The 25,943-nt window shown below is 62.8% G+C and carries 31 protein-coding genes; 8 read left to right on the top strand and 23 right to left on the bottom strand.

Annotation, left to right across the window (positions count from 1 at the left end; all coding sequences use genetic code 11):
- Positions 1–57: 57 nt before the first annotated feature.
- From ispH to CO664_RS30960, 12 genes are all read right to left on the bottom strand, one after another.
- Positions 58–1,068 carry a 4-hydroxy-3-methylbut-2-enyl diphosphate reductase gene (ispH, locus tag CO664_RS15635; protein ID WP_097539293.1) on the bottom strand — a complete coding sequence of 337 codons (1,011 nt, stop codon included), beginning with the start codon at positions 1,066–1,068 and terminating at the stop codon, positions 58–60.
- Between the two features lie 3 nt (positions 1,069–1,071).
- A complete protein-coding gene (locus tag CO664_RS15630) occupies positions 1,072–1,437 on the bottom strand; it encodes a DUF1304 domain-containing protein (RefSeq protein ID WP_037413405.1) in 366 nt (121 codons plus the stop codon).
- A gap of 13 nt (positions 1,438–1,450) precedes the next feature.
- Positions 1,451–2,236, bottom strand: a complete 786-nt coding sequence (locus CO664_RS15625) for an SURF1 family protein (RefSeq protein WP_097539292.1) — start codon at positions 2,234–2,236, stop codon at positions 1,451–1,453.
- Positions 2,196–2,588: a DUF983 domain-containing protein gene (locus CO664_RS15620; RefSeq protein ID WP_037413742.1), complete on the bottom strand. Its 393-nt coding sequence runs from the start codon at positions 2,586–2,588 to the stop codon at positions 2,196–2,198. Before CO664_RS15620 ends, CO664_RS15625 begins: the two co-directional genes overlap by 41 nt.
- Complete coding sequence (locus tag CO664_RS15615; RefSeq protein WP_337441821.1) at positions 2,585–3,034, bottom strand: L,D-transpeptidase family protein; 450 nt, start codon at positions 3,032–3,034, stop codon at positions 2,585–2,587. Before CO664_RS15615 ends, CO664_RS15620 begins: the two co-directional genes overlap by 4 nt.
- 120 nt (positions 3,035–3,154) lie before the next feature.
- The gene (locus CO664_RS15610; protein WP_037413402.1) at positions 3,155–4,033 is read right to left on the bottom strand and encodes a cytochrome c oxidase subunit 3; all 879 of its coding nucleotides are present in this window, start codon (positions 4,031–4,033) and stop codon (positions 3,155–3,157) included.
- A 62-nt stretch (positions 4,034–4,095) separates the two neighbouring features.
- Complete coding sequence (locus CO664_RS15605) at positions 4,096–4,695, bottom strand: cytochrome c oxidase assembly protein (protein WP_037413401.1); 600 nt, start codon at positions 4,693–4,695, stop codon at positions 4,096–4,098.
- A gap of 10 nt (positions 4,696–4,705) precedes the next feature.
- The gene (locus tag CO664_RS15600; protein ID WP_037413400.1) at positions 4,706–4,846 is read right to left on the bottom strand and encodes a hypothetical protein; all 141 of its coding nucleotides are present in this window, start codon (positions 4,844–4,846) and stop codon (positions 4,706–4,708) included.
- Positions 4,846–5,802 (bottom strand): heme o synthase, encoded by a 957-nt coding sequence (locus CO664_RS15595; protein WP_037413399.1) that lies wholly within the window; start codon positions 5,800–5,802, stop codon positions 4,846–4,848. Before CO664_RS15595 ends, CO664_RS15600 begins: the two co-directional genes overlap by 1 nt.
- A gap of 98 nt (positions 5,803–5,900) precedes the next feature.
- Positions 5,901–7,592 (bottom strand): cytochrome c oxidase subunit I, encoded by a 1,692-nt coding sequence (gene ctaD / locus CO664_RS15590; RefSeq protein WP_037379304.1) that lies wholly within the window; start codon positions 7,590–7,592, stop codon positions 5,901–5,903.
- Between the two features lie 20 nt (positions 7,593–7,612).
- Complete coding sequence (gene coxB / locus CO664_RS15585; protein ID WP_097539291.1) at positions 7,613–8,497, bottom strand: cytochrome c oxidase subunit II; 885 nt, start codon at positions 8,495–8,497, stop codon at positions 7,613–7,615.
- A 117-nt stretch (positions 8,498–8,614) separates the two neighbouring features.
- Positions 8,615–8,812 carry a hypothetical protein gene (locus CO664_RS30960; protein ID WP_103451146.1) on the bottom strand — a complete coding sequence of 66 codons (198 nt, stop codon included), beginning with the start codon at positions 8,810–8,812 and terminating at the stop codon, positions 8,615–8,617.
- A gap of 54 nt (positions 8,813–8,866) precedes the next feature.
- Here CO664_RS30960 and CO664_RS15580 point away from each other — a divergent pair, with 54 nt between their 5' ends.
- Complete coding sequence (locus CO664_RS15580; protein ID WP_037413395.1) at positions 8,867–9,397, top strand: invasion associated locus B family protein; 531 nt, start codon at positions 8,867–8,869, stop codon at positions 9,395–9,397.
- 84 nt (positions 9,398–9,481) lie between these two features.
- On the opposite strand, the gene ribB is transcribed toward CO664_RS15580, so the two are convergent.
- Both ribB and aroC read right to left on the bottom strand, forming a co-directional pair.
- On the bottom strand, positions 9,482–10,582 hold the full coding sequence (gene ribB, locus CO664_RS15575) for a 3,4-dihydroxy-2-butanone-4-phosphate synthase (protein ID WP_097539290.1): 1,101 nt from the start codon (positions 10,580–10,582) through the stop codon (positions 9,482–9,484).
- A 19-nt stretch (positions 10,583–10,601) separates the two neighbouring features.
- Positions 10,602–11,699 carry a chorismate synthase gene (aroC, locus tag CO664_RS15570; protein ID WP_037413392.1) on the bottom strand — a complete coding sequence of 366 codons (1,098 nt, stop codon included), beginning with the start codon at positions 11,697–11,699 and terminating at the stop codon, positions 10,602–10,604.
- Between the two features lie 515 nt (positions 11,700–12,214).
- Between aroC and CO664_RS15565 the strand changes: the two genes are divergently transcribed.
- The gene (locus CO664_RS15565; RefSeq protein WP_012707100.1) at positions 12,215–12,475 is read left to right on the top strand and encodes a DUF1344 domain-containing protein; all 261 of its coding nucleotides are present in this window, start codon (positions 12,215–12,217) and stop codon (positions 12,473–12,475) included.
- Positions 12,476–12,520: 45 nt separating this feature from the next.
- On the opposite strand, the gene CO664_RS15560 is transcribed toward CO664_RS15565, so the two are convergent.
- The 4 genes from CO664_RS15560 to CO664_RS15545 form a co-directional block, all read right to left on the bottom strand.
- A complete protein-coding gene (locus tag CO664_RS15560; RefSeq protein ID WP_037413391.1) occupies positions 12,521–13,105 on the bottom strand; it encodes a histidine phosphatase family protein in 585 nt (194 codons plus the stop codon).
- A 142-nt stretch (positions 13,106–13,247) separates the two neighbouring features.
- On the bottom strand, positions 13,248–14,066 hold the full coding sequence (gene fabI / locus CO664_RS15555; RefSeq protein WP_037379294.1) for an enoyl-ACP reductase FabI: 819 nt from the start codon (positions 14,064–14,066) through the stop codon (positions 13,248–13,250).
- A gap of 204 nt (positions 14,067–14,270) precedes the next feature.
- Positions 14,271–15,320 carry a DnaJ C-terminal domain-containing protein gene (locus CO664_RS15550; protein WP_097539289.1) on the bottom strand — a complete coding sequence of 350 codons (1,050 nt, stop codon included), beginning with the start codon at positions 15,318–15,320 and terminating at the stop codon, positions 14,271–14,273.
- A gap of 210 nt (positions 15,321–15,530) precedes the next feature.
- Complete coding sequence (locus CO664_RS15545; RefSeq protein WP_037413388.1) at positions 15,531–15,983, bottom strand: RT0821/Lpp0805 family surface protein; 453 nt, start codon at positions 15,981–15,983, stop codon at positions 15,531–15,533.
- Between the two features lie 138 nt (positions 15,984–16,121).
- On the opposite strand from CO664_RS15545, the gene pdxH reads away from it, so the two are divergent.
- The gene (pdxH, locus tag CO664_RS15540; RefSeq protein WP_097539288.1) at positions 16,122–16,742 is read left to right on the top strand and encodes a pyridoxamine 5'-phosphate oxidase; all 621 of its coding nucleotides are present in this window, start codon (positions 16,122–16,124) and stop codon (positions 16,740–16,742) included.
- Positions 16,743–16,856: 114 nt separating this feature from the next.
- Here pdxH and CO664_RS15535 read toward each other — a convergent pair whose 3' ends face one another.
- The gene (locus tag CO664_RS15535) at positions 16,857–17,909 is read right to left on the bottom strand and encodes a polysaccharide deacetylase family protein (protein WP_097539287.1); all 1,053 of its coding nucleotides are present in this window, start codon (positions 17,907–17,909) and stop codon (positions 16,857–16,859) included.
- A gap of 244 nt (positions 17,910–18,153) precedes the next feature.
- Between CO664_RS15535 and CO664_RS15530 the strand changes: the two genes are divergently transcribed.
- The gene (locus CO664_RS15530) at positions 18,154–19,407 is read left to right on the top strand and encodes a D-alanyl-D-alanine carboxypeptidase family protein (protein WP_097526293.1); all 1,254 of its coding nucleotides are present in this window, start codon (positions 18,154–18,156) and stop codon (positions 19,405–19,407) included.
- On the opposite strand, the gene CO664_RS15525 is transcribed toward CO664_RS15530, so the two are convergent.
- Positions 19,404–20,045: a TetR/AcrR family transcriptional regulator gene (locus tag CO664_RS15525; protein ID WP_037413381.1), complete on the bottom strand. Its 642-nt coding sequence runs from the start codon at positions 20,043–20,045 to the stop codon at positions 19,404–19,406. The genes CO664_RS15530 and CO664_RS15525 overlap by 4 nt on opposite strands.
- Before the next feature lie 157 nt (positions 20,046–20,202).
- On the opposite strand from CO664_RS15525, the gene CO664_RS15520 reads away from it, so the two are divergent.
- Complete coding sequence (locus CO664_RS15520) at positions 20,203–20,601, top strand: RidA family protein (protein ID WP_037413380.1); 399 nt, start codon at positions 20,203–20,205, stop codon at positions 20,599–20,601.
- 28 nt (positions 20,602–20,629) lie between these two features.
- Here the strand turns inward: CO664_RS15520 and CO664_RS15515 are convergent, their stop codons facing one another.
- From CO664_RS15515 to CO664_RS15505, 3 genes are all read right to left on the bottom strand, one after another.
- Positions 20,630–21,133, bottom strand: coding sequence for a GNAT family N-acetyltransferase (locus CO664_RS15515; protein ID WP_097539286.1), 504 nt, complete (start codon positions 21,131–21,133; stop codon positions 20,630–20,632).
- 10 nt (positions 21,134–21,143) lie between these two features.
- Positions 21,144–22,559 (bottom strand): metalloprotease TldD, encoded by a 1,416-nt coding sequence (gene tldD, locus CO664_RS15510; RefSeq protein ID WP_037413378.1) that lies wholly within the window; start codon positions 22,557–22,559, stop codon positions 21,144–21,146.
- Positions 22,560–22,629: 70 nt separating this feature from the next.
- A complete protein-coding gene (locus tag CO664_RS15505; RefSeq protein WP_097539285.1) occupies positions 22,630–23,829 on the bottom strand; it encodes a winged helix-turn-helix domain-containing protein in 1,200 nt (399 codons plus the stop codon).
- 236 nt (positions 23,830–24,065) lie between these two features.
- Between CO664_RS15505 and CO664_RS15500 the strand changes: the two genes are divergently transcribed.
- Genes CO664_RS15500 through CO664_RS15490 form a run of 3 tightly spaced genes read left to right on the top strand, consistent with a single transcriptional unit; the run spans position 24,066 to position 25,940 of the window.
- Positions 24,066–24,746, top strand: coding sequence for an energy-coupling factor ABC transporter ATP-binding protein (locus tag CO664_RS15500; protein WP_097539284.1), 681 nt, complete (start codon positions 24,066–24,068; stop codon positions 24,744–24,746).
- Positions 24,740–25,345: an energy-coupling factor transporter transmembrane protein EcfT gene (locus CO664_RS15495; protein WP_097539283.1), complete on the top strand. Its 606-nt coding sequence runs from the start codon at positions 24,740–24,742 to the stop codon at positions 25,343–25,345. Before CO664_RS15500 ends, CO664_RS15495 begins: the two co-directional genes overlap by 7 nt.
- A gap of 31 nt (positions 25,346–25,376) precedes the next feature.
- A complete protein-coding gene (locus tag CO664_RS15490) occupies positions 25,377–25,940 on the top strand; it encodes a biotin transporter BioY (RefSeq protein ID WP_097526297.1) in 564 nt (187 codons plus the stop codon).
- Positions 25,941–25,943 lie beyond the last annotated feature (3 nt).

Raw genomic sequence — 25,943 nt, 5'->3', positions numbered from 1 at the left:
CGCTACTTTCGGAAAAGAATTCCAGGGGATCGAAGCGGAAGCTTTATCGTCCCGCACCTATTCTCCATTGACGAAGGCCATGTCGGCGGCGGTCAACTCGACATGGCGGAGTTCGCGATTGACGAGGAAGTTCTCGTTCTCCTCGACCGTGTCGGCCAGTTCGACCGTCGCATCATAGCGCTCACGGAACGCCTCGATGATCTCGTTGACGATCACCTCCGGCGCCGAGGCGCCGGCCGAGAGGCCGACGGTTGAGATGTCGCCGATCGTTTCCCAGTCGATCTCCGAGGCACGCTGGACAAGCACAGATTTCTTTGCCCCCGCTCTCAGCGCCACTTCGACGAGCCGCTTGGAATTGGATGAGTTGGGGGCGCCGACGATCAGGAAGAGGTCGCAGCCGGGCGCCGCCTGCTTGACTGCCTCCTGCCGGTTGGTCGTAGCGTAGCAGATCGAATCGGCGGCCGGTGCCGTCAGGTTCGGGAAGCGCTCGTGCAGGCGCTTGATGACCCCCGCGGTGTCGTCGACCGACAACGTCGTCTGCGTCACGAAGCCGAGATTGTCGGGATCGGGCGGCACATACAAATCTGCGTCCTCCACCGTCTCTATGAGCGAGACGGACCCTTCCGGCAATTGCCCCATCGTGCCGATGACCTCCGGATGCCCCGCATGGCCGATCAGCACCACATGCCGCCCCAGCCGGTGGTGCCGCATCGCCTGCTTGTGCACCTTCGAGACCAGCGGACAGGTGGCGTCGAGATAAAAGAGGTTGCGTTGATCGGCATCGGCGGGCACCGATTTCGGCACGCCATGGGCGGAGAAGACCACAGGCTGCTTGCGATGCTCCGGCGGAATTTCGTCGAGCTCCTCGACGAAGATCGCGCCCTTGGCCTCCAGCCCTTCGACGACATAGCGGTTATGCACGATCTCGTGGCGGACATAGACCGGAGCGCCGAACTCCTTGAGCGCCAGTACGACGATCTGGATCGCCCTGTCGACGCCGGCGCAGAAGCCGCGCGGTCCGCAAAGACGTATGGTGATCTGGGATTTTGCCGCCGTGGATGAGGCCATGAATCAGGACGCCAGTAGAACGAACAGGAGGGCGAGCATGGCCGGGCCGCCCTGCACGAGAAGAATGCGGGGCTTGACCGACCATGCGCCATATATAGCGGCAACGATCACGCACACAAGAAAGAACACCTTCAACTCAAAGGCAAAGGTCGGTTCGGGCTGGAGCAGCGACCAGAGGAGACCTGCGGCCAGGAAGCCGTTGTAGAGCCCTTGGTTGGCCGCCAGCACCCGCGTCGTCTCGGCCCGCTCCGCCGTCATGTGGAAGACCGCCCGCCCCTGCGGCTTCGTCCATAGAAACATCTCGAGCACCAGGAAGCCGACATGCAGCAATGCGGTGAGCGCAATCAGGATGGCGGCGAGAATAGCCATACGTTTCCCCGTTTCATTCGCCGGAATGATCTCTGCGTCGCTGACGATAGAGGTAAGCGCCGCTCACCACGACCAGCGCCCCCGCAAGACCGTACCAGGTGAGCGCATATTGAAGATGGTTGTTCGGCAGGTCGAACCGGGTGACGCCGCCGACCGGCAAGCCGCCCGGGTTTTTTGCGGCATCCGCGTCGACGAAGAAGGGAACGACACGATCAGCGGCGATGCCGGCTGTCTGTGTCATCGCGCCAAGATCCTTCCAGTAGAAGATGTTCTTGGCGATATCGTTGTCGGGCACCAGCGACGAAGGCTTTTCGGAAAGCCGCGGCCGTGCCAGACCATTGATGGTCACGTTGCCGCCAACCTGCCCCTCGGCCCGCGTTGCGGCGTCCTTCTTCTCGAAGGGCACGAAGCCGCGGTTGACGAAAAGAGCGCGACCGTCCGCGAGCATGAGCGGCGTGAAGACGTAGTAACCGGTGCGGCCATCGTGCGTGGCAAAGAAATGCCGCTCCTTGCCGTGGTCGTACACGCCGGACACACTGATGGATCGATAGTCGATGTCCTCGCCGGCCGCAGCCAGCGCCTCTATCTCTCCGAGCGGCGCCGGCGGCGCCGAACGGCGCTCGGAGATCGCGGCGATCAGCGCCTCCTTCCAGTGCAGCCGCTCCAGCTGCCATGTACCGAGCGAGAGGAGCACGGCGAAGGCGATCGCGACGAGCACGATACCGCCAATCCGGCCGAGGCGCCCATGCGAGGCCGCCTTATGCATCTCGGCCACGGTCGATCTCACCCGGACGTGCATTGTTGCGGTACTGGATATTGATCAGCACGCCTTTCAACGTCCTCGTCAGCGCGAGGCTGAAAACCGTTGCCAGGGGTATCCACATCAGGAAATGCAGCCATAGCGGCGGATTGACATTGACCTCCATCCAGAGCGCCGCCCCAAGCACGACGAAGCCGACGATGAGGATGACGAAAACGACGGGACCGTCGCCGGAATCGGCAAAGCGATAGTCGAGCTCGCAGCTCTCGCAGGCCGGTCGAACTTTCAGGAAGCCGTCGAACAACCGGCCCTGGCCGCAGCGCGGGCAAAGCCCCTTGACGCCTGTCATGATCGGGTCAACCGGCGGGTACAACGCCTTGTCGTCGTTCATGGATTGATCTCGATCGCCGTGTTGTTCGGGACCATGTCCCAGATTTCGTCCATCTCGGCATTGGTAACGGCAATGCAGCCATCCGTCCAATCGAACATCTGCGTCAAAAAGGCCAGCCAGCCGAAATAGTTGGGCTGACCATGGATCATGATCATGCCGCCGGGATCGAGGCCCTTGGCAGCCGCGGCCCGCACATCCTCGGGTGCCGGATAGGAGATGTGGATGGAACGGTAGAAGCTGCTCGCGTCGTTGCGCCAGTCGAGTACGTAGCGCCCCTCCGGCGTCCGCCGGTCGCCTTCCTGCATCTTGTCTCCCACGGGATTGCCGCCGAGCGCGACCGAATATTCGCGCAGGAGGCGCTCGCCGGCAAACAATTGCAGCACGCGTCGTTCCTTGTAGACGACCACCTTGTCCGCAGTTTCGGCGGCGTTGACAGGCGGCGTCACGAAAACAGCTGCAGCCAGCAGCCACAAATACGCGTATTTCATCGCCCGACCATTGCTCTCAAACGAAATAGGGCGGCTGCATCGCCGCAGCCGCCCTTTGTCCTTCGTACCGCCCCAGCCTCAGCCGTGAGCGATCGGCGCACCCCATCCGCCCCAAATATAGATGGAGAAGAACAGGAACAGCCAGACCACGTCAACGAAGTGCCAGTACCAGGCTGCCGCTTCGAAGCCGAAATGATGCTGCTGGCTGAAGCCGCCACCGAGCGCCCGGAAAAGGCAGACCAGCAGGAAGATGGTGCCGACGAGAACATGGAAGCCGTGGAAGCCGGTCGCCATGAAGAAGGTGGCGCCATAGATCGAATCGCGGAAGGCGAACGGCGCGTGCGCATATTCATAGCCCTGGACGAAGGAGAACAGAACGCCGAGCAGCACGGTAAGCGTCAGGCCGTAGATCAGGCCCTTGCGGTCGTCGTGCAGCAGCGCGTGGTGCGCCCAGGTGACGGTCGTGCCGGAGAGCAGCAGGATCACCGTGTTGTAGAGCGGCAGGTGCCAGGGGTCGAGGACCTCGATGCCCTTGGGCGGCCAGACGCCGCCGGTATAGGCGGCGCGAGCGGCCTGAATGGGCTCGCCGGCAAACAGGCTGGCATCGAAGAAGGCCCAGAACCAGGCGGCGAAGAACATCACCTCGGAAGCGATGAACATGATCATGCCGTAGCGCAGGTGCAGCGACACGACGCGTGTGTGGTGTCCCTCGCGGCCTTCCTTGATCGTATCCGACCACCAGCCGAACATCGTGTAGAAAACGATCGCCAGGCCGATCAGGAAGAGCCACGGGTTGGCAAGTTCCAGGCCGAACAGCTTGAACGAGCCGCCGGCGGCATAGCGCATGAGACCGACGCCGCCGAACGCCATGACGAAGGCGCCAATGGAGGCGAGCAACGGCCACGGGCTCGGATCGATGATGTGGTAGTCGTGATTCTTCTGATGCGCTCCGGCCATGTCAGTAATCCCCGATAGTCCTCTCTTGTCGCCCGCACGGCATAGCCGAAACGGGCGTCCTGTCAAAGTCTGTTCTCAGTTTGCCCGTCCCTTGCCGCGGCGACCGGCTTGGACGGCTCGCGCGGATAGAAGGTGTAGGACAGCGTCAAGGTCTTGATGTCCTTGGTCTCGACCGGCCTGACGATCTCCGGATCGACGAAGAAGACGACGGGCATCTCCATTTCCTCGCCGGGCTTGAGCGTCGTTTCGGTGAAGCAGAAGCATTGCACCTTGTTGAAATAGGCGCCCGCCGCCATCGGCGTCACATTGAACGTCGCCTGGCCGGTCGTCGGCTTCGACGAGAGGTTCTTCGCGCGGTACATCACCTGCACCGTCTCGCCGATCCTGACGTCGATGTCCCGGTGAACCGGCTTGAAATCCCATGGCAGGCCGGGGCCGACATTGGCGTCGAAGGTCACCTTGACCGTCTCGTCGAGAATGACGTCGGACGCCTGCTCGACGCGCTGCGTCGTGCCGTTATAGCCCGTCACCCGGCAGAACATGTCGTAGAGCGGAACGGCCGCATAGGCCATACCGACCATGCCCGCCACGAAGGCGAGGCAGGCGCCGACGATGACGCCGTTGGCGCGTTGCTTCCCGGGTGTTTGCGGCGTATCCGTCATCGCATCACCTTCAATGGGCCATGCCGCCGCCGAACTTGATCAGCGTGACGACATAGAACAGCCCGACAAGACCGGCGAGCACGAGGCCAAGTGCGATATTGCGGCCGCGGCGGGATTTCTTCTGGGCTTCGCTGAGCTTCACGGTTTCCATCAGATGACACCCCCGGCCTTGAGCCAGACATTCACGATCACATAGTCCACAAGCAGGGCCGAGAAGATCGCGAAGAGATAGGCGATCGAAAAGGCGAAGAGCTTCTTGGCCGGCAGCATCCTGAGGTCGCTTTCCGGCATGCGCAGCACGGCGAGCGAATACCAGACGAAGCCCAAGCCAAGAGCAGTCGCGAAGGCTCCGTATCCAAGGCTCGCAAAACCGAGCAGCGTGGGACAGATGCCGCTCAGCGCGGTCAGGAGCGCGTACACCACGATCTGCCGCTTGGTCGTCGCCTGGCCGCAGACATTCGGCATCATCGGCACGCCGACGGCGCCGTAGTCGCCCATCTTGAAGAGCGCCAGCGCCCAGAAATGCGCCGGTGTCCAAAGGAAGATGATGAGGAAGAGCACGATGCTCTCGACCGACACGCCCCCGGTCACGCAGGCCCAGCCGATCATCGGCGGGAAGGCCCCGGCGGCACCACCGATCACGATGTTCTGCGGCGTCGAGCGCTTCAGCCACATCGTGTAGATCACTACATAGAAGAAGATCGTGAAGGCGAGCAACCCGGCTGCGAGCCAGTGAACGGCGAGCCCAAGGATGATCACGGAAAATGCCGACAGGGTGAGGCCGAAGGCGAGCGCTTCCTGCGGCAGGATCTTGCCGGCGGGGATGGGGCGCTTGGCGGTGCGGCTCATCACCGCATCGATATCGGCGTCGTACCACATGTTCAGCGCACCGGAGGCGCCGGCGCCGATGGCGATGCAGAGAATGGCGATGAAGCCGATGACCGGATTGATTTGTCCCGGCGCAAGGACAAGCCCGGCAAAGGCAGTAAAGACGACAAGCGACATGACGCGCGGCTTCAAGAGCTCGAAGTAATCGCGCGCAGAGGCTTCGGACAGGCGCGGTGCGCCTTCCATGCCGACTGCCTCGTGATTGTCGATGAGCGTCATGTCTCTTTCCTGAACTAGCTGCGACCGGATAGGCCGCATCATGCCGGAAGGCCGGCGGGGAGAAGCCGCCGTCACCGGCGGCTTCTGTTCGTTGTCCGTCACTTGATCCGCGGGAGCTGCTCCCACTGGTGGAACGGCGGCGGAGAGGACAGCTGCCATTCGAGCGTGTTGGCGCCCTCGCCCCACGGATTGTCGCCCGCGACGCGCTTCTTCGAGAAAGCTTCGGCGACGCCGAAGAGGAAGATCAGCACACCGACGGCGGCGACATAGGAGCCGTAGGACGATACCATGTTCCAGCCGGCGAAGGCATCCGGATAGTCGATATAGCGGCGCGGCATGCCGGCGAGACCCAGGAAGTGCTGCGGGAAGAAGATGAGGTTCACGCCGACGAACATCACCCAGAAATGCAGCTTGCCGAGGAACTCGGAGTACATGTAGCCGCTCATCTTCGGGAACCAGTAGTACCAGGCCGCAAAGATCGCGAAGACGGCGCCGAGCGACAGAACGTAGTGGAAGTGAGCAACCACATAGTAGGTGTCGTGAAGGGCCCGGTCGAGGCCGGCATTAGCGAGCTGAACGCCCGTGACGCCGCCGACGGTGAAGAGGAAGATGAAGCCGATCGCCCAGACCATCGGCGTGGTAAAGCGGATCGAGCCGCCCCACATCGTGGCGATCCAGGAAAAGATCTTCACGCCCGTCGGAACCGCGATGACCATCGTCGCGAAGACGAAGTAACGCTGCGTCTCGAGCGACATGCCGACAGTATACATGTGGTGCGCCCACACGATGAAGCCGACGGCGCCGATCGCGACCATGGCATAGGCCATGCCGAGATAGCCGAAGATCGGCTTGCGCGAGAAGGTTGAGATGATGTGGCTGACGATGCCGAAGCCCGGCAGGATCAGGATGTACACTTCCGGATGGCCGAAGAACCAGAACAGGTGCTGGAACAGGATCGGATCGCCGCCGCCGTCAGGCGCGAAGAAGGTCGTACCGAAGTTGCGGTCGGTGAGCAGCATGGTGATGGCGCCCGCCAGAACCGGCAGCGACAGCAACAGCAGGAAGGCGGTGATCAGCACCGACCACGCGAAGAGCGGCATCTTGTGCAGCGTCATGCCCGGCGCGCGCATGTTGAGGATCGTCGTGATGAAGTTGATGGCGCCGAGGATCGACGAGGCACCGGCAATGTGCAGGCCGAGGATCGCCAGATCCATGGCCGGCCCCGGCATGCCGGAGGTCGAGAACGGCGGATAGATCGTCCAGCCGCCGCCGGCCCCGTAGGCGCCCGCCGGGCCTTCGACGAACATCGAAAGCAGCACCAGCAGGAAGGCCGGCACGATCAGCCAGAACGAGATGTTGTTCATGCGCGGGAAGGCCATGTCCGGCGCGCCGATCATGATCGGCACCATCCAGTTGGCGAAACCGCCGATCAGGGCCGGCATGACCATGAAGAAGATCATGATCAGCGCGTGGGCGGTGGTGAAGACGTTGAACATGTGCTTGCCGCCGTCGATGGCAGCATCGCCTTCGAAGCCGTAGACCATCTGCGCCAGACCGTGGAAGATCTGGATGCCGGGCTCCTGCAGTTCGGCGCGCATGAAGACCGACAGCGTACCGCCGATGATGCCGGCAATGATCGCGAAGATCAGGTAGAGCGTGCCGATATCCTTGTGGTTGGTCGACAGGAACCAGCGCTGAAAGAAGGTCAGCGGCTGGTGAGCGTGGTCTGCATCATGGGCATGATCGGAATGATCATGACGGTGATCGTGGTGAACGGCTGTTCCAGCCATGGGTCGAGCTCCCCTTCCGATTACTGTGCGGCGTTTGCGGCGACGTCAACGGTCTTGACCGCGCCGTCGGTGGACGCCATGAGCGCCTTGTTCGCTTCGCCGAGATTGGTTGAGGCGGCGGCGAGCCAGGCGTCGTATTTCTCCTGCGCAACCACGCGGATGGCGATCGGCATATAGGCGTGATCCTTGCCGCAGAGCTCGGAACACTGGCCATAATAGAGACCTTCGCGGTCGGCCTTGAACCAGGTCTCGTTGAGGCGGCCCGGAACGGCGTCGATCTTCACGCCGAAGGCCGGCATGGCGAAGGCATGAATGACGTCGGCAGCCGTGACCAGAAGGCGGACGGTCTTGCCGACCGGCACGACGACTTCGTTGTCGACGGCGAGCAGACGCGGATAAGCGGCCTTGTCTTCCTTGCCGAGACCCGCGCGGTCTTCGTCCTTCAAAAGCAGGCTGTCGAAGGAGAGCGGATTCTCGCCGACCTCATATTCATACGACCAGTACCACTGATTGCCGGTCGCCTTGACAGTCAGGTCCGGGTTCTGCGGCGGCGTGAGCTGCGCGGTGAGAAGCTGGAAGGACGGAACGGCCAGGAACAGCAGAATGATCACCGGACCGACGGTCCAGATCACTTCGATCGTGGTGTTGTGGCTGGTCCGCGACGGAACCGGATTGGCGCCCTCGCGGAATTTCACGACGACGATGATCAGCAGCAGGAGGACCAGGAGGGTAATCGGAATGATGAACCACAGGGTATATTGTTCGAACCACGTGATTTCTTCCATGATGCCCGTTGCGGCCGGCTGAAAGGTGGTCTGCCAGTCGACAGGCTTGTCAGCAAAGGCGCTCGAAGCAAAGAGCAGACAGGCAAGCGCTGCCAGAACTGCATAGGCCTTGTTTTTCACAATTACGTCTCCCCAATGCGCTTGATCAGGATCAAACCCGGAACGCAGAATCCCTGCGATACTGGAAGCGCTTCAAACCACAGTTTGACCAGCGCCGCAACATCTGTGCAATGAACCTCATGCGGCATTTTTGCACAAAGCCAAGATTTCCCGCCGCCGCCCTTCGCGCCGGATCAGAGATTGCGTCAGGGCGGCGATCCTCGCCTTGCCTACGCGCGCCCCGTCACGGCGGAAACGTCCGGCGCGCCCGATGCGCTCGATATAGGCCCAATTTCGGCCATATGCCGCTGGAATGTAAGTGGCGGGGCTTTTCATTTATATCTCTGCGCATCAAGAATAGCCCGAATGATTCGACGTTTTGAGGTTTACATGGGCCTGTCCCTCTTCTCCCGGCTGCCCGCTTTGATCGCGCTCGGAATTGCCGCCTTCGTCTTTCCCGCCGCAAGCTTGGCCCAGCAGTCTGCTGCCACACCCGGGACCGTCAAGTCGAACCACGGCGCCTGGTCGATCGTCTGCGATCAGCCGGCCGGCGCCTCTGCCGAACAATGCGCGCTGATGCAGAACGTCATCGCCGAGGACCGGCCTGAAGTCGGGCTCTCGGTCGTCGTTCTCAAAACCGCCGACCGCAAGGCGAAGATCCTTCGCGTTCTGGCACCGCTCGGCGTGCTTCTGCCCAACGGCCTTGGCCTCAATGTCGACGGCAAGGACATTGGCCGCGCCTATTTCGTCCGCTGCTTTTCGGACGGTTGCTATGCCGAGGTGGTGCTCGAGGACGAGCTCCTGAAGACGATGCGCGCCGGCGGGACGGCAACCTTCATCGTCTTCCAGTCGCCGGAGGAAGGGATCGGCATTCCGGTCGACCTGAAGGGCTTCGGCGAAGGCTACGACGCGCTTCCGTAAAATCGCGAGTGCTTATCGAAATGAAAGGCCGCGCTCTTCCCGAGGCGCGGCTTTCTTGTGAACTCGGCCGTCCGCCTGTGCGCGCTACAGGATCTCTGTCGCTGCGATCTTGATGCCGAAGCCTTCGAGGCCGACATAGTGGCGCTCGCGGGAGGACAGCAGTCGGATCGACGTGATGCCGAGATCCTTGAGGATCTGGGCGCCAAGGCCGATTTCCAGCCATTCGCTTTCGCGCGCCTGCGCTTCGGAATGGCCCTCGCGGTCATGCTTGCCCTTGCGCGCGGTCTGGGAGACGCCGACGCCGACCGAGCCCTCGCGCAGGTAGACGATGACGCCCCTCCCCTCGCCCGCGATGCGCTTCATGACCTCGTCGATCTGGCGGCCATTGCCGAAGACGTCCGCGCCGACATTTTCGAGGTGAAGACGGACGGGAATGTCGACGCCGTCGCGAACGTCGCCGAAAACGACGGCAAGATGCTGCATCGGATCCCATGGCAGCGCATAGGTGTGCGCCTTCGCCTTGCCGTAGGCCGTCTCGATCTCGAAGCTATGGGCCTTTTCGATCAAGGTCTCCTTGCGCTGGCGGTAGGCGATGAGATCCGCAACGGAGACCTGCTTCAGGCCGTGCGTTTCGGCGAAGGCCTCCACCTGCGGGCCGCGCATCACCGTGCCGTCGTCGTTGACCAGTTCGCAAATGACGCCGATCGGCGGCAGGCTGGCGAGCTTGCAGAGGTCGACTGCCGCCTCGGTATGGCCGGAGCGCATCAACACGCCGCCCTCACGCGCCACCAGCGGGAAGATATGGCCGGGCCGCACGAAATCCGTCGCTCCGATATTCGGATTGGCAAGGTTCCTGACCGTCAGGGTGCGGTCGTCGGCCGAAATGCCAGTCGTCGTCCCGTGCTTGAAGTCGACGGAAACCGTAAAGGCGGTGGTGTGGGCGGAGTCGTTCTCGGCGACCATCGCATTCAGGTTGAGGCGTTTCGCCTCGTCGCGCGGCATGGGCGCGCACACGATGCCCGAGGTGTGCCTGACGATGAAGGCCATCTTTTCAGGGGTGCAGTGCACGGCCGCGACGATCAGATCGCCTTCGTTTTCGCGCCCGCCGTCATCGGTAACGACGACGATCTCGCCGGCCTCGAAGGCGCGAATGGCCTCGACGACGCGCTTCTGGTCATAGGACATCTTTATTCTCTCCAGCAGATTATTTCAGCCGGCCGGTCTGGCCCCGGTCGCGCAGATAGTGATCGGCGATCGTGCAGGCAAGCATGGCCTCGCCGATCGGCACCGCCCTGATCCCGACACAAGGATCGTGCCGGCCCTTGGTGCGCACGTCCACCTCGTTGCCGTCGCTGTCGATCGAGCGGCGTTCGGTCAGGATGGAGGAGGTCGGCTTGATCGCGAAGCGAGCGACGATCGGCTGGCCGGTCGCGATACCGCCCAGAATGCCGCCGGCATGGTTGGAGAGATAGACGGGCTTGCCGTCGGAGCCGATGCGCATCTCGTCGGCGTTCTCCTCGCCGCTGAGCTCGGCGGTGGCAAAACCATCGCCGATCTCGACGGCCTTAACGGCGTTGATCGACATCAGGTTCGAGGCGATGTCCTGGTCCAGCTTGCCATAGATCGGCGCACCGATGCCGGACGGCACGCCTTCGGCGACGACCTCGACGACCGCGCCGATCGACGAGCCAGCCTTGCGGATGCCGTCGAGATATTCCTCCCAAACGGGAACGATGGCCGGATCCGGCGCAAAGAACGGATTGTTGTTGACCTCGGCCCAGTCCCAATTGGCCCGGTCGATCCGGTGCTTGCCGATCTGCACGAGCGCAGCGCGCACGACGAGGCCGGGCACGACCTTGCGGGCGATGCCGCCGGCCGCCACGCGCGCCGCCGTCTCGCGCGCCGAGGACCGGCCGCCGCCCCGATAGTCGCGAATGCCGTATTTGACGTCGTAGGTGTAATCGGCATGGCCGGGGCGGTAGCGCTTGGCGATCTCCGAGTAATCCTTCGAGCGCTGATCGGTGTTCTCGATCATCATCGAGATCGGCGTACCCGTCGAGATCATCGTCTCGCCGTCCTCGTCGAGCATCACGCCGGACAGGACCTTAACCAGATCATCTTCGCGGCGCTGGGTCACGAACCGGGACTGGCCGGGTTTCCGCTTGTCAAGCCAGGCCTGAATTTCGGCGAGCGTGAAGCGAATGCCGGGCGGGCATCCGTCGACGACGCAGCCGAGCGCCGCTCCGTGGCTCTCGCCCCAGGTGGTGACGCGGAAGAGATGACCGAAGGTATTGTGCGACATGACGGCTACCGTGCTCAGGACCCGAGAGATCGGACCGACCGACCCAATCCCTCCGGATCGATTCTAATCGAGTGAGAGCAGAACGCGAAAGACTTCGTATTTCCGTCCTGCTCAGACCGCGCGAAAGCGCGCGCCCTCTCTTAGTGTAAAGCACTCATTGGGGAAAGGGCTTCCGCTGTTGCGGGAGGACTTGCCGCAAGCCCGGATTTTCGGCTCCGATTCGCTTGGATTACGGTCGACGGTTGTCGCGGCCTGCCTGCCGCCCTGGAGTTCTCCGCGATCTTTCTTTGGAAAACCCGCTGCGACATCCTTCGGCAGGGCGTACAGCACCCGCGTTCCGGCCTTAGCGGCTTGAAATTCCCGTGGCCGGCGTTCACTCTTTCAGCCGCCGAAAACACTGTTCGGAATCTGCAGCTAAATCCTAAAAAACCATGGCAAAAAGAACTTTTGCCACAATCGGGGATCACAGGGTGATGACGAGGAAATTCGCAGTTTCATGGAAGAGGGCAGGAAAGATGCGATTTGTCATTGCGACGCTCATGGCTACCGCAAGCTTGCTATCGCCGCTCTCGGTCCACGCGGAAAGCGCCGACGTCGAAGCCGTGATCACCAATATCGACACCGAGCAGCTGAGCCTCTCGCTCGACGACGGCAAGAGCTACCAGGCGCCCGAGGAATTCAACTTCGAGGGACTTGAGGCCGGCGTCAAGGTTCTCGTCTTCTACACCGAAGTGGACGGCAAACGCGTCATCAACGATCTGGAAATCGTTCAGTAGGCTGGTCCCAAGGGTCCGGCACGAACATTTGTGCGCGCATCCCTCCTAAAGCCAGTTGATCGAGCCGTCGACGATCTTCAGCAGCCGGTCCTGTGGAATCGCTGCTGCCGCTGCTTCATCCGGCTCCATTTCTCCGAGCAGCTTGAACAGGGTACGGATCACGCCTCCGTGGCTGACGCAGACGGTGGGCTTCCTCACATCCTTCAGCCAGGCACCGACGCGCCAGGAGAGGATTTCATAGCTTTCGGCATCCGCGCCGGGCGGGATGAAGTCCCATTTCGCCACCCGGCGTGCGGCAATGCGCTCCGGCACCCGGCGTTTCAATTCCGAAAGCGTGAAGCCCTCCCAGGCTCCGAAGGAGACCTCCTTCAGCCGCTCGTCGGTGCGGTAGATGAAAGGGTCGAGCCCCATGGCCCGCCTGAGGCGCTCCATGGTCTCACGCGTCCGGCCAAGCGGGCTGCTGACGAAATCGAAGCTGGCGGCATTCCGCCCGAGGATCTCTCCGAGGGCCACGCCATTGCCGGTCGCCTGCTGGCGGCCGGTCTCGTTGAGGGGAATATCCTTCTGCCCCTGTAGACGACTCTCGGCGTTCCAGTCCGTCTGGCCGTGGCGAACCATGTAGATCAGCACAGTGTTCACTCCGGATGAGGCCGCCGCCCGCCGCGTTGCGTGTCTTGCCAGGCGCGCGAAGGCCGCTCGCGCAACCGGACAGCTGCTCAAATCTTAGACCGAACTCGGTCCGAGGATTCAAGCAGTTGCACGCAAGAAGCGATCAGTCCTTCAGGACGGAAATGTCCGGAGCGTCGACCGCTTTCATGCCGACCGTATGATAACCGGAATCGACATGGTGCACCTCGCCGGTGACGCCGGTAGACAGGTTGGACAGGAGGTAGAGTGCCGAATTGCCAACCTCCTCGATTGAAACGGTGCGCTTCAGCGGCGCGTTGTATTCGTTCCACTTGAGGATATAGCGGAAGTCGCCGATGCCGGAGGCGGCGAGCGTCTTGATCGGGCCGGCCGAGATCGCATTGACGCGGATGCCGCGGTTGCCGAGATCGACGGCGAGATAACGCACGCTTGCCTCGAGCGCCGCCTTGGCGACGCCCATGACGTTGTAATGCGGCATCACCTTTTCGGCGCCGTAATAGGTCAGCGTCAGCATCGAGCCGCCATCGTTCATGATGCGCTCGGCACGCGCCGCAACGGCCGTGAAGGAGTAGACGGAAATATCCATCGTGCGGGCGAAGTTGTCGCGGCTCGTATCGAGGTAGCGGCCCGTCAGCTCGTCCTTGTCGGAGAAGGCGATCGCGTGCACGACGAAATCGATCTTGCCCCATTTCTCCTCAAGCGCCGAGAATACGCCGTCGATCGTGGCAAGGTCCGTCACGTCGCAATGACCGGCCATGAAGGCGCCGAGTTCCTGCGCCAGCGGCTCGACGCGCTTCTTCAGCGCGTCGCCCTGCCAGGTCAGCGCGATGTCAGCGCCCGCTTCCGACAGAGCCTTGGCGATGCCCCACGCAATCGAGCGATTGTTTGCGACGCCCATGATGACGCCGCGCTTGCCATTCATCAGACCCGATGCCTGAGCCATGGAATGTCCCCAATACTGTCTGCCTGGACCGGCCGGAGCCGATGCCAGATTCCCGAATGTCGATGGCGCCGCACTATGCCACCAATGGTGGATGCGGCAAAATGTCGAGAATTGCCTATGGCATAGCCGCCAGACCGGTTCAAGCGCGGTGCGGATCAGGAACTGTTAGTCCCCGTAATATTGGTTCAGCTTGTCATTGAACCGTTACAAATAGAGGCCGTCGCGCTGCGCCCGCATCAGGTCGGTGACCTTGTCGTCGGGCTTTTCATGCAGCACCAGCCGCAACTCGACAAGGAGGTCGCCGCTTTCGCCGTCGGCTCCCTTCAAACCCCTACCGGCTATCCGGATGACACGGTCGGATCCCGACCATGCCGGAACCGTGACGGTCACGGCTCCGCTCGGCGTTTCGATTGCGGCCTCGCAGCCGAGGACCGCATCCTGGAGGTCGACCGGCAGGGTGGTCACGAGATCGAGGCCCTGGGTGCGGAAGGCGCCGTCCTGACGGATGCGCAGGGTCGCGACGACGTCGCCACGGGTCATGCCGGCGACCCGGTAGCCCTGCTCCTTCAGGCGAACCACCTGGCCGTCGACCGCGCCAGGCGGAACTGCCAGCTTCACCGTTTCGCCGTCGGGAAGCTCCAGGGAGACACGCGCCCGGTTGATCACCTCGTCGATGCTGACCGGCAATTCGACAGCCAGATCCGGCACTTTCTCGGCCGTCTTCGTGATGCGGTCGCGGATGCGCCGGACGATCGCCGCAACCAGTTCCGTCCCGGGCGCCGCAAGCCGCCGGACCGCTGTATCCGTCCTTGCCGGCTCCTGTGTCGTTTCGACGGGCGGCTCCGGCTTTGCCTCGGCGGCGGGAGCGACCTTCTCGGCGGGGCGCTGCGCCGAGGCCCTCGGCCTGTTGCCGGATGCCGGTTGTGGGTCGACGCCGAAAATGCGCGATACCGCCTCCTCGGCGCTCTCCGCGCCGACCGGTTCCTCGACCTGCTCCGGACCGCGCATCTTCTCCTTCATCGCTTCCATGCGACGCAGTTCCGCCTCCCGCCGCGCGTGGTCGTAGCGGCTCCTGCGCGCCGGGTCCCGCAGCAGTTCGTAAGCCCGGCCGGCTTCGGCAAAGCGTTCGGTCGCCAGCGGATCGTCCTGGTTGTGATCCGGATGGATCGCTTTCGCGACCGACCGCCAGGCGGCCTTGATTTCGTCCTGTCCAGCGCCGCGACGCACGCCGAGGATTGCATAGGGATCACGCATGGCTTGTCACCACATTCTTTGAACGGCCAGCCCTTGGCGGCGGCGGGTCTACGCACTACGACGGCAGCTCAAGATGGGCCGCTCTTCTCGGAAGCGATGATCCGGGGAAGTTGCTAAATATCGGTTAGCCGAGCTATCGCCCCGCAGGCGGTTGCGGGCCGCTCGGGCCGCAGTCCCGCGTCTTTGCGGGGATGTGGTTAACCGAGGATTTCAGCCCTGCGGGCCGAAGCTCGTCAGATACCACTCGCCATTGTCGAGCTGGCAGGTCCGCCCATCGAACTTGGCAATGCCTTCGAAGGAGTGGCGCGTGGTGGTGAAGCGGCGGCAGAGCACGCCGGAGGCGCGGTCTTCCTCGATGCTGCTGATGACCCCGGCGCTGCCCGACGAGGCATTCGCCCAGGGAATGGCGTTGCTGCTCGCAGTAATATCGGCCGAGGAAACCGCATTGCGCACGGCGACCGCGTCCGAGAGACCGTCGGACGTCTTGGCGACCGGCACGGTCCCGGTCGCGACCGAGCGATCGACGCTCGAACTTCCGAAGAGATCAAGACCACCGCCCATGCAGCCCGGAAGCGCCAAGACGGTCAGGCACAAAGCCGCACTGCGCAGCAGCGCAATGGAAAAACCCTTCTTGCCATCGATCCACTTTGCTATGTCTTGCACGGCAATCCTGTCTGACTCGCCAGAGCCGAGCGCAGCCCGAGGAAGCGCTGGCGGGCTCCGACATTTTTCGATGCGGAAACGACAATCGGGCTCATCCCGACGCGCTCCCGCGCCAGATACACGGCATAGGAAGGCAATATGACGGCGAATGAGTTAACAACCGGTGACTTCACGGAGGCAGACGAGCCCTTTTCTCTCTTTGGCACATGGCTGAAGGACGCCGAGAAGAGCGAGGTGAATGACCCCAACGCGGTCGCCCTTGCGACCGTCGATCCCGATGGACTGCCCAATGTCCGCATGGTGCTGCTCAAGGGGTTCGACGAACGCGGCTTTGTCTTTTACACGAATTTCGAGAGTCAGAAAGGCCGCGAATTGCTGGCGACCCGCAAGGCCGCCATGTGTTTCCACTGGAAATCGCTGCGCCGCCAGGTGCGCCTGCGCGGGCCGGTGGAAATCGTTACCGATGAAGAGGCGGACGAATATTTCAGGAGTCGGCCGCGCGGCAGCCGCATCGGCGCCTGGGCCTCGAAGCAGTCCCGACCGCTCGAGAGCCGCTTCGCGCTCGAGAAGGCCGTCGCCGAATTCACCGCCCGTCACGCCATCGGCGAAATCCCGCGTCCGGATTACTGGTCGGGTTTCCGCATCCGGCCGACCTCGATCGAGTTCTGGCATGACCGTCCATTCCGACTGCACGACCGCATGGAGTTCCGCCGCCCCGTCCCGGAAGGAGGGTGGGAAAAGCTTCGGATGTATCCCTGACGTGAAGCCGCGACCTGTCGCGAGGCTACAGCGCCGCGCGTCCAAGTGGACGCGCCAAGATCGCTGTAGCACTTTGAACTGCTGCAGGATTCTGTCCTTAAATCGATTCCGATTTCAGGACTCATGCAGCAGCCGGAACAGAATGCCGGAGGCGAGCGCAGCGACATAGCGTTCGCTCTGGAAGTGACCGTTCAGCGAGATCCGCGGCATGGCATGAAGATTGACGCCGGCAAAGAGCGTGCCCGGTTCGGTCGTCACGCCAACGGTGAAGCCGAGATCCGCGGCCAGCCGGTGGTCCCGCTTCGAAACCGTCGGCCCGTAGCCATAGGGATAGGCGATGGTCAGTGGCGGCCTGCCGGTGATCGCCTCGACCCGTGCGGCGGATGTGGCGATTTCCCGGCGGGCCTCCTCGTCATCGAGCCGCGCCAGCGCGCGATGGCTGACCGTATGCGCGCCGAGGCTGGCGAGCGGGCTTGCGACCAAGGCGCGAAGACCGCTCTCGTCGAGCGTCAGTCGCTCGGTGATGGCGAGGGGATCGATGCCCTGCGCCAGCGCAGCTCGGTTCAGCGCCGCCACGGCGCTCGCCTCGTCGGTTCTATGGATAAAGGCGGCGATGCGATCGAAAGCCGCTTGCTTCTGCACAAGCGTGCCGCTCGAGAGCGGCACCGCACCATCGCCGAAGTCGAAGCGGAACTCGCGGCTGGGCGACAGCAGCTCGGCGAGCGTTTCCCACCACAGCGTGTGGCTGCGATCGACATAGCCTGCCGTGACGAAGACGGTGAAGGGAACGGCGTGCCGTTCGAATACGGGCAGCGCCCATTCGAGATTGTTGCGGTAGCCGTCGTCGAGCGTGAAGCAAGCGAAGGGCCGATCGCCGGTCGAGGCGAGACATGCCGGCAGATCTTCGAGAGCGACGAAACGGTAACCGCCGCGCTTCAATGTCACGATCGTCTTTTCGAGGAACGCCGGGGTGATTTCCAGATGCGCGTTGGGATCAAAGTTTCGATGTTCCCTGGGGCGGACATGATGCAAGGTAAAGACGGCACCGCGGCCGCGGGCCTCGCCCATCAGACCGGCGCGCGCAAGGAGATGTGCGGCCTCGAGCCCGCCGGCAATTGCGGCCCGCCGCAAATGGTTGCGGACGATCTTCGCGACCAACTGTCTCATCCTTCTCCGCTGTGCCGCACCGGCTTCGCGAGACGCCGCTGAACCCGCCCCGCAGCACTTTGCCGAAGCTTTACGCCACCTCTGTTAAGCCTTGCTGAATCGGCCGGCGCTGGCATTGAAAGTCGGGGCAAACCTTAAAAAGGGGCTGCGCTTATCGATTTTCGGCCTTAATGTTACGACAAATCCACGGCGGCCACGTCCTGACACTTCGCGCGCCAGAAGCCACGCGGTTCAAGGGGGAATCATGAAGAACTTGCAATTTGCCTTGGCGGCGATCGTTGCATTCGTCGCTGCCACCGGATCGGCTTTCGCGGGTAGCGCGTCCCTCGTCATCGACGCCCGCAGCGGCAGGGTTCTTTCCGCCGAAAATGCGGATGAGTTGAACTATCCGGCATCGCTGACGAAGATGATGACGCTGTACATGACCTTCGAGGCCTTGCATCGGGGGGAGATCGGTTGGCAGACCCCGGTACCGATGTCGAAGGAAGCGGCGCGCAAGCCGCCGACCAAGCTTGGCCTCAAGCCCGGCGACGCCATCACCGTCGAGCAGGCCGTCTACGGCATGATCGTCCATTCCGCCAATGATGCCGCTGCGGCGATGGCGGAGAAACTCGGCGGCTCCGAAGCCGCCTTTGCCCAGATGATGACGGCGAAGGCGCGCCGGCTCGGCATGACGCGCACCGTCTTCGTCAACGCATCCGGCCTGCCTGCGAGCCAGCAGGTGACGACGGCGCGCGACATGGCAAGACTCGGCATGGCGCTGATCCGGGACTTTCCGCAGGAGTATCGGCTCTTCTCGGCGCAGAGCTTCAATTTCCGCGGCCGGGTGATCCGGGGCCACAACAGGCTGATGTATCGTTACGACGGCATGGACGGAATCAAGACCGGCTATACCAACGCTTCCGGATTCAATCTGGTCAGCGCCGTCAGAGACGGCAACCGCCGTGTCATCGGCGTCGTGCTCGGCGGACGCACGGCGAAAAGCCGCGACAACAAGATGGCGGCGCTGCTCGATCAACACCTGGGCAGGGCGTCCCAGTCTGGCAGCGGATCGGCGATGGCCGCGGCTAAGCCGCTCGACACGGTCGAGGTCGCGACCTTGCCCGGCGTGTCTCTCTATTCCGAACCCACTCGGGCCGGAAAGAAAGCGAGCGCAGCTCTCATGGCGGCCTCGCCCGCAGCTGTGGTTCCGGCTGATCGGCCAACCGAAATCGAGGTGGTCGCGCGCAGCGAGGCGAAGGCGGCTGCCTACTGGCAGATCCAGATTTCGACGTCACCCACGGCAGAAGCCGCGCGCAGAATTCTCGTCGAGGCACAGTCGGCCGGCGGTGCGGCCCTGCTCGGCGCCTCGCCGCATACGGATGTGGACGGCAGCGGCTCCGGGAAGCGCTACCGCTCCCGCTTCATCGGCTTCCCCAGCCGGGAGGCGGCCGACTCGGCCTGCACCATCCTCAAGAAACGGTCCTACGACTGCCTGCTGCTTCCCGGCCGCAGCTAAGATCGGGACGCGTTTTCCAGGCGATGCGCACAGCCATCGGCAGCGCTCGAGGGCTGCAAAAGCAGCCCCGCCGCAAGGGAACGGAAAGCCTCCACGGCTTTCGGTAGCACATCCGGTGGGTTGTCGCTTGCCGCGACCCAGAGAGCAGCATTGAGCGCGGCACCACTGAGAAGCCGGGCTGATGCTTCCGCGTCAAGCGGCTTGACGATGCCCCGCGCAATGAGGAGTTCCACAGCTCTTTTCGTTACTTGCAGGCAACTGTTCTGGCTGGGCCATTGCGAGGGATCACCCAACACCGCGGGTCCATCGAGAAGAACAATGCGTTGCACTTCTGGATCAAGCGCCATCTCTATATAGGCCGCGCCCTCGGCCAATAGTCTCAGCCAATCGTTGCCCTCGCGTGCGCCGATCTCCTGCGCCCGCGACGCCATCTCCGAGTCGATTTGCTCGACAACCGCCGCAAGCAGCCCTCGCTTGTCCCCGAAGTTGTGGTAGAGCGCACCGCGCGTCAAACCTGCCTCGGCGGTCAAATCGTCCATCGATGCCGCGGAATATCCCTTTTCCGCGAAGGCCTTTCTTGCAGCCCCGATCAACTTGACCCGGTTCTCCTCCATCGTTTCGCTGCGTCGTTTCGCCATTTCAAACTCACAATTTCACATACGACTCGTACATAGACTTGACATACGGTGCGTATTTGGATACTTCACATACGTACCGTATACCAATGTGGCGCCGGCTTGTGAAGCATGAACCGCGCTCATCGGTTCTCTCTAGATCATCCCAAAGGAAATCAGAATGACCCAGCGCGAAGCAATCTTTCCTGCAGACAGGCACGCACTCTATGAGGAGCACGGCTATTCCGCCGCCATTCGATCCGGCGATCTCGTGTTCGTTTCCGGGCAGGTCGGCAGCCGTCCTGATGGAACTCCCGAACCCGACTTCAGGCGCCAGGTCCAACTGGCATTCGAAAATCTCAAGGCAACACTGAGCGCAGCGGGTTGCACGATGGATGATATCGTCGACGTGACGACCTTCCACACCGATCCCGAAAACCAGTTCGGAACCATCATGGAGGTCAAGCAACAGGTTTTCAGCAAGCCGCCGTACCCAAATTGGACTGCGCTCGGGGTGACCTGGCTCGCAGGCTTCGACTTCGAGATAAAGGTCATCGCCCGTATTCCCGCAAATACCTGACAGGATATCCGCGCTCTTCTGTCGGGCCCTAAAATCGGCGAACGTAGAATATCGTATCGACGCCCATCACCGGAAAGCTCGCCGGCAGATCTTGCCTGGCGATTTCGACAAAGCCGTTCCTTTCGTAGAACCGATGGGCGGCGAGGAACTTCTCGGTCGTGCCGAGATAGATCGCCGTTAACTGCCGCCGTTCGGCATGGGCGAGGAGGGTATCGAGCAGGCGAGTGGCGGTGCCGTATTCGCGCCCGCGAAAGTCGGACGCGACGAACATCTTGCGCAGGGCCGCCTCGGCGCCTCCGATATCCTTGAGCGCAATCGTGCCGACGATCCGCTCGCCGACGGCTGCAACCCAGAAGTCTCCGTCGCCGCTCTGGTAGAATGCGGGAATTGCCCGAAGATCGGGCTGATCTTCGGCGGTGATGGCAATGCCGAATTCCTCGCGCTGGATCGGTAGGATGACGTCGATGACGCCCTGCTCGTCTGCCGCCAAAAAACGCCGGACTTCCAGAACATCTCCCGACTGACCCGCCATCTCGACTTGCCTATGCCTGAGTGCCGCCGACGGTGATCTGATCCATCCTGAGATGCGGCTGGCCGACGCCGACGGGCACCCATTGGCCCGCCTTGCCGCAGTTGCCGATACCGGTGTCGAGCTTCGTGTCGTTGCCGACCATCGTTACCCGCTTCATCGCATCCGGTCCATTACCGATCAGCATGGCGCCCTTGACCGGCGCGCCGACCTTGCCGTTCTCGATCAAATAGGCCTCGGTGCAGCCGAACACGAACTTGCCCGAGGTGATGTCCACCTGGCCGCCGCCGAAGGAAACGGCATAGATCCCCTTCTTCACCGAGGCGATGATTTCAGCGGGCGTGCGATCGCCGGCAAGCATATAGGTGTTGGTCATGCGCGGCATCGGCACATGGGCGTAGCCCTGGCGGCGGCCGTTGCCGGTCGGTTTCATGCCCATCAGCCGGGCATTCTGCCGGTCCTGCATGTAGCCGACCAGCTTGCCGTCCTCGATCAGCACGTTGTAGCCGGAGGGCGTGCCCTCGTCGTCGATCGAGATCGAGCCGCGCCGCGCCTCGATCGTGCCGTCATCGACGACGGTGACGCCCTTGGCCGCCACCTGCTCGCCGAGCAGCCCGGCGAAGGCGGAGGTCTTCTTCCGGTTGAAATCGCCTTCCAGGCCGTGGCCGACCGCTTCGTGCAGCATCACGCCCGGCCAGCCGGAAGCGAGCACCACGTCCATAGTTCCTGCCGGCGCATCGATTGCCTCGAGGTTGACGAGCGCCTGCCGCAACGCCTCGTCGGCACCCTTTTTCCAGTTCTCTTCGGTGATGAAGTCGCCGAAGCCGCGCCTGCCGCCGATGCCGAAGCTACCGGATTCCTGCCTTTCGCCCTCGCCGACCACGACCGAGATGTTGATGCGGGTCATCGGCCGCACGTCGTGAACACGATGCCCGTCCGACCTCAAGATGTCCACCACTTGCCAGCTTGCGGCGACCGTCGCCGTCACCTGCCTGACCTTGGGGTCCTTGGCTCGCAGATAGGCGTCGATGTCCTGGAGCAGGCTCACCTTCGTCTCGAAACTCGGTTCGCCGATCGGATTTTCATCGCCATAGAGCTTCTTGTTGGTGCGCTGCGGGGCAGCGGCGTAGGAGCCGGAATAGCCGCGGGTCACCTGCCCGACCGCGTCCGCGGCCCTTTTCAACGCGGCAAGCGACAATTCCCCGGCATGGGCGTAACCGACCGCTTCGCCGGCGACGGCGCGCAGGCCGAAACCCTGGTCGGTGTTGAAGCTGCCACCCTTCAGGCGGCCATTGTCGAAGGAGAGCACCTCCGCCTGCGCATGCTCCAGGAAGAGTTCGCCGTCGTCGGCGCCGGCAAGCGTCTCGGAGAGAACCTTGCGGACCGCCGCCTCGTCCGCATCGAAGAGGCTTATGAGGTTGGTGTCCATCGTTCTGCTCCGCGTCGTGAAGGGTTCCTTCCATTTAGGAAGCCCGGCGCCGCAAGCCAAGAAAAATCGGTCAGGAGAGATCGGCGTTCCAGCCTTCCAGCAGATTGACCTCTGCCACGCCAGTGAAACGGGCGATCCGGTCGAGTTCGGCCATCAGCTTGTCAATGCGGCCCGACGCCGGCTTGACGCCTTGTTCGAGCCACAGGCGCTTGACGTCGAGGCTGCCGCGCTTGCGGTCGGCCTTCATGTCGATCCGGCCGATCAGCCGATCGCCTTCGAGAAGCGGAAAGACATAATAGCCATATTCGCGCTTCGCCTCGGGAACGAAGACTTCGATCCGGTAGAAGAAACCGAAAAGTCGCTCGGTGCGGTTCCGGTCGCGCAGCAAGGGGTCGAAGGGGCTCAACACGCGAATGCGCGCCGGCGGATCGGGCACATCGGCGAGATTGTCCGGAAAGCCGGCAAAGGCATAGGACAGCCGCGGCTTGCCGCCATTGGCAGGCTCGATGACGATTTCGTCAAGCTCGCCGCGATGCTCGGCGACCCAGGCCTTCGCTTCCTCGGGCGAGACGAGATCCCAAAAGGCGGCAATCTCCCCGTGCGTGGCAAAACCGAGGCGTTCGAGGGCGCTGCGGCAGGCCCAGTCGACGAACTCCGGATGGCTCACATCGCCGTCGTAGTGATGCGCCGGGATCACCCGCTCGGTGAGATCATAGACCTTCTGGAAATTGACGCGGCGGGCGATCGCCAGCCGGCCCTGGCGCCAGAGCACCTCGAGCGCTGTCTTCGACGGGTGCCAGTTCCACCAGCCGCCCGATTCGTGATGATCCTCCTTCAGCTCGCGCGCCATGACGGCGCCGCCGCTGGCGATCCGCTCGTAGGTTTCGTCGCAACCCGCATCGAAGCCGTCGCCGCGCCATTTGCGCCAACGCTCGCTGAGCGTTTCGCTCTCCCATTTGAAGCGATGCTTCCAATAGACAAAGAAGGCGCTCGGAATGATCGAAGCATCATGAGTCCAGTGCTCAAAGAGCTCGCCATCCTCTTCCAGCAATTCGCTCAGATGCTCGCGGCGATAGGTCTGGTTGCGTGAAAACAGGATCTGATGATGGGCGCGCTCGACGGTGCCGATGCTATCAACCTGCACGAAGCCGATATCGCGGATCAGCCGCAGGAGACCCTCCTTGCCGAGCGCGCGATGCGGCGCGGCAGAGAGGCGCTGCTTGAAAAGGAAGATGCGCCGGGCATCGCGGTTGGAGAGGCGAATCGTCATGGGCAAGAGGATAGGCTTTTATTCCCATAATTCAAATACAGTTCCACCATAAAGCAATCGGGCAAAGGCTGCATTGCCCTTGCCGATCGAGTTGCCCTATACAGCGCCGCACGTCTTTTCAGACGCGCAAAGGACGCTGTAACACTTTAAACCTACGCATCGTGCTTCCCGAAAAATCGATGCCGATTTTCGGGCGATGCGCTAGAGCCACCACGACAACTGGACGAGGATCAAGATTGGACATCCGCTTCACCGATTGCTCGGTCCGGTTCGGCGAGCGGGTAGCGCTTCACCCGCTGACGCTTGCCCTCGACGAACGGCGGATCGGCATCATCGGCCTCAACGGTTCCGGCAAGACGACCTTCGCGCGACTGATCAACGGGCTCGTCAAGCCGACGACGGGTAACGTTTTGGTCAATGGCCTCGATACGGTGAAGGATGACAGGGACGTGCTTGCCGAGGCGGGCTTCATTTTCCAGAACCCACAGCACCAGCTGATCATGCCGATCGTTTCGGACGACATCGCCTTCGGGCTCAAGAATCGCGGACTGCCAACGCACGAGATTTCCTCGCGAACGGAGGCGGTGCTGGCCCGTTTCGGCGTCAGCCATCTTGCGAGACGGCGCGTGCATGAGCTTTCGGGCGGGGAAACGCAGCTTGTCGCCATGGCGAGCGTCGTCGTCACCGGACCGAAAATCCTGATCCTTGACGAGCCGACCAACCAGCTCGACCTGCGCAACCGCCGCATGGTCGCGGCAACGATCGATGCGCTCGACGAGGACACGATCGTCATCACCCATGATCTCGGGCTTGTCGAAGGGGTCGAGCGCCTGCTGCTCTTTCACGAAGGTCGCCTCGTTGCCGACGGAACCCCCGAGGAGACAATCGGGCGCTATCACGAGGTGGCCGGATGCTGACGAGCCTCTATGTGGAAGGACAGAGCTGGTTCCACCGGGTGCCGGTGCGCCTGAAGCTCGCCGCTCTCATCGTCCTGAGCGTGGTGCTTTTTGCGACGAACGCGCCGCTCCTGCTGCTGCCGGCCTTTCTCCTCTGCGGTGCGCTCTATCTTTCCCTCGGCATGTCGGCGCGCCAAGCCTTTTCGCGGGTCGGCTTCGTCCTGTTCACCATCCTCGTGCTGGCGGGGATCAACCTCTTCCTCGTTCCACTCCCCCAGGTGATCGCACTCATTCTGCGGCTGACGGCCCTCGTGCTCTTTGCCGCCGCGGTCACGGCGACGACGACGATCGGCGCTTTCATGGACGAGATCACCATCCTCTTGAAGCCATTGGAACGCCTCGGGCTCCTGCGGGCGGCCGATGTCAGCCTGGCGCTTGGCCTCGTGCTACGCTTCGTCCCGGATATCCTCGCCAGATATCAGGCAATCAGCGAGGCGCACCGTGCACGAGGACTGCCGATCCGGCCGATGACGATCATCGGCCCGCTGATCATCCTGACGCTGAAAGATGCGGATACGATCGCGGCGGCCATTGACGCGCGCGGATTCCGCCGCCAATAAATTCGCGCTTTCTAATAAAGGATAGGACCACATGAACACCAGAGACCTCGTCCTCATCGCGCTCTTCGCCGCAATCGTCGTCGTGCTCGGCCTCATCCCGCCGATCACGCTCGGCTTCATCCCCGTTCCGATTACGGCGCAATCGATGGGCGTCATGCTCGCCGGCTGCATCATCGGCGCCAAGCGCGGCGCGCTTTCCTTCCTGCTGTTCATCCTGCTGGTCGCGATCGGCCTCCCGGTGCTGTCGGGCGGTCGCGGCGGACTTGCCGTCTTCGCCGGCCCCTCGGGCGGTTTCATTCTTGGGTGGGCGGTTGCCGCTTATGTCACCGGTCTCATTGCCGAACGCTTCGTGCATCCGGGAAATTCGGAAGCGCGTCAGTTCGTCGGATTCTTCCTCGCCTCCTTGATCGGCGGCATCGTCGTCCTCTATGCGATCGGCGTTCCGTGGCTCTCGGCAGTCACCGGCACGCCGCTCATGGCCGCCGCGACCGGTTCGCTGGTGTTCATTCCGGGCGATCTCCTCAAGGCGGCGATCGCCACGCTCGCGGCCCGCGCCGTCTACGCCGGCTATCCGCTGCTGCCGGCCCGCGCCTGAGGC

The sequence above is a fragment of the Sinorhizobium sp. NG07B genome (genome assembly GCF_002532005.1).
In the GTDB taxonomy this organism is placed as follows: domain Bacteria; phylum Pseudomonadota; class Alphaproteobacteria; order Rhizobiales; family Rhizobiaceae; genus Sinorhizobium; species Sinorhizobium fredii_C.
This window is presented reverse-complemented; position numbering and strand designations above follow the sequence as displayed.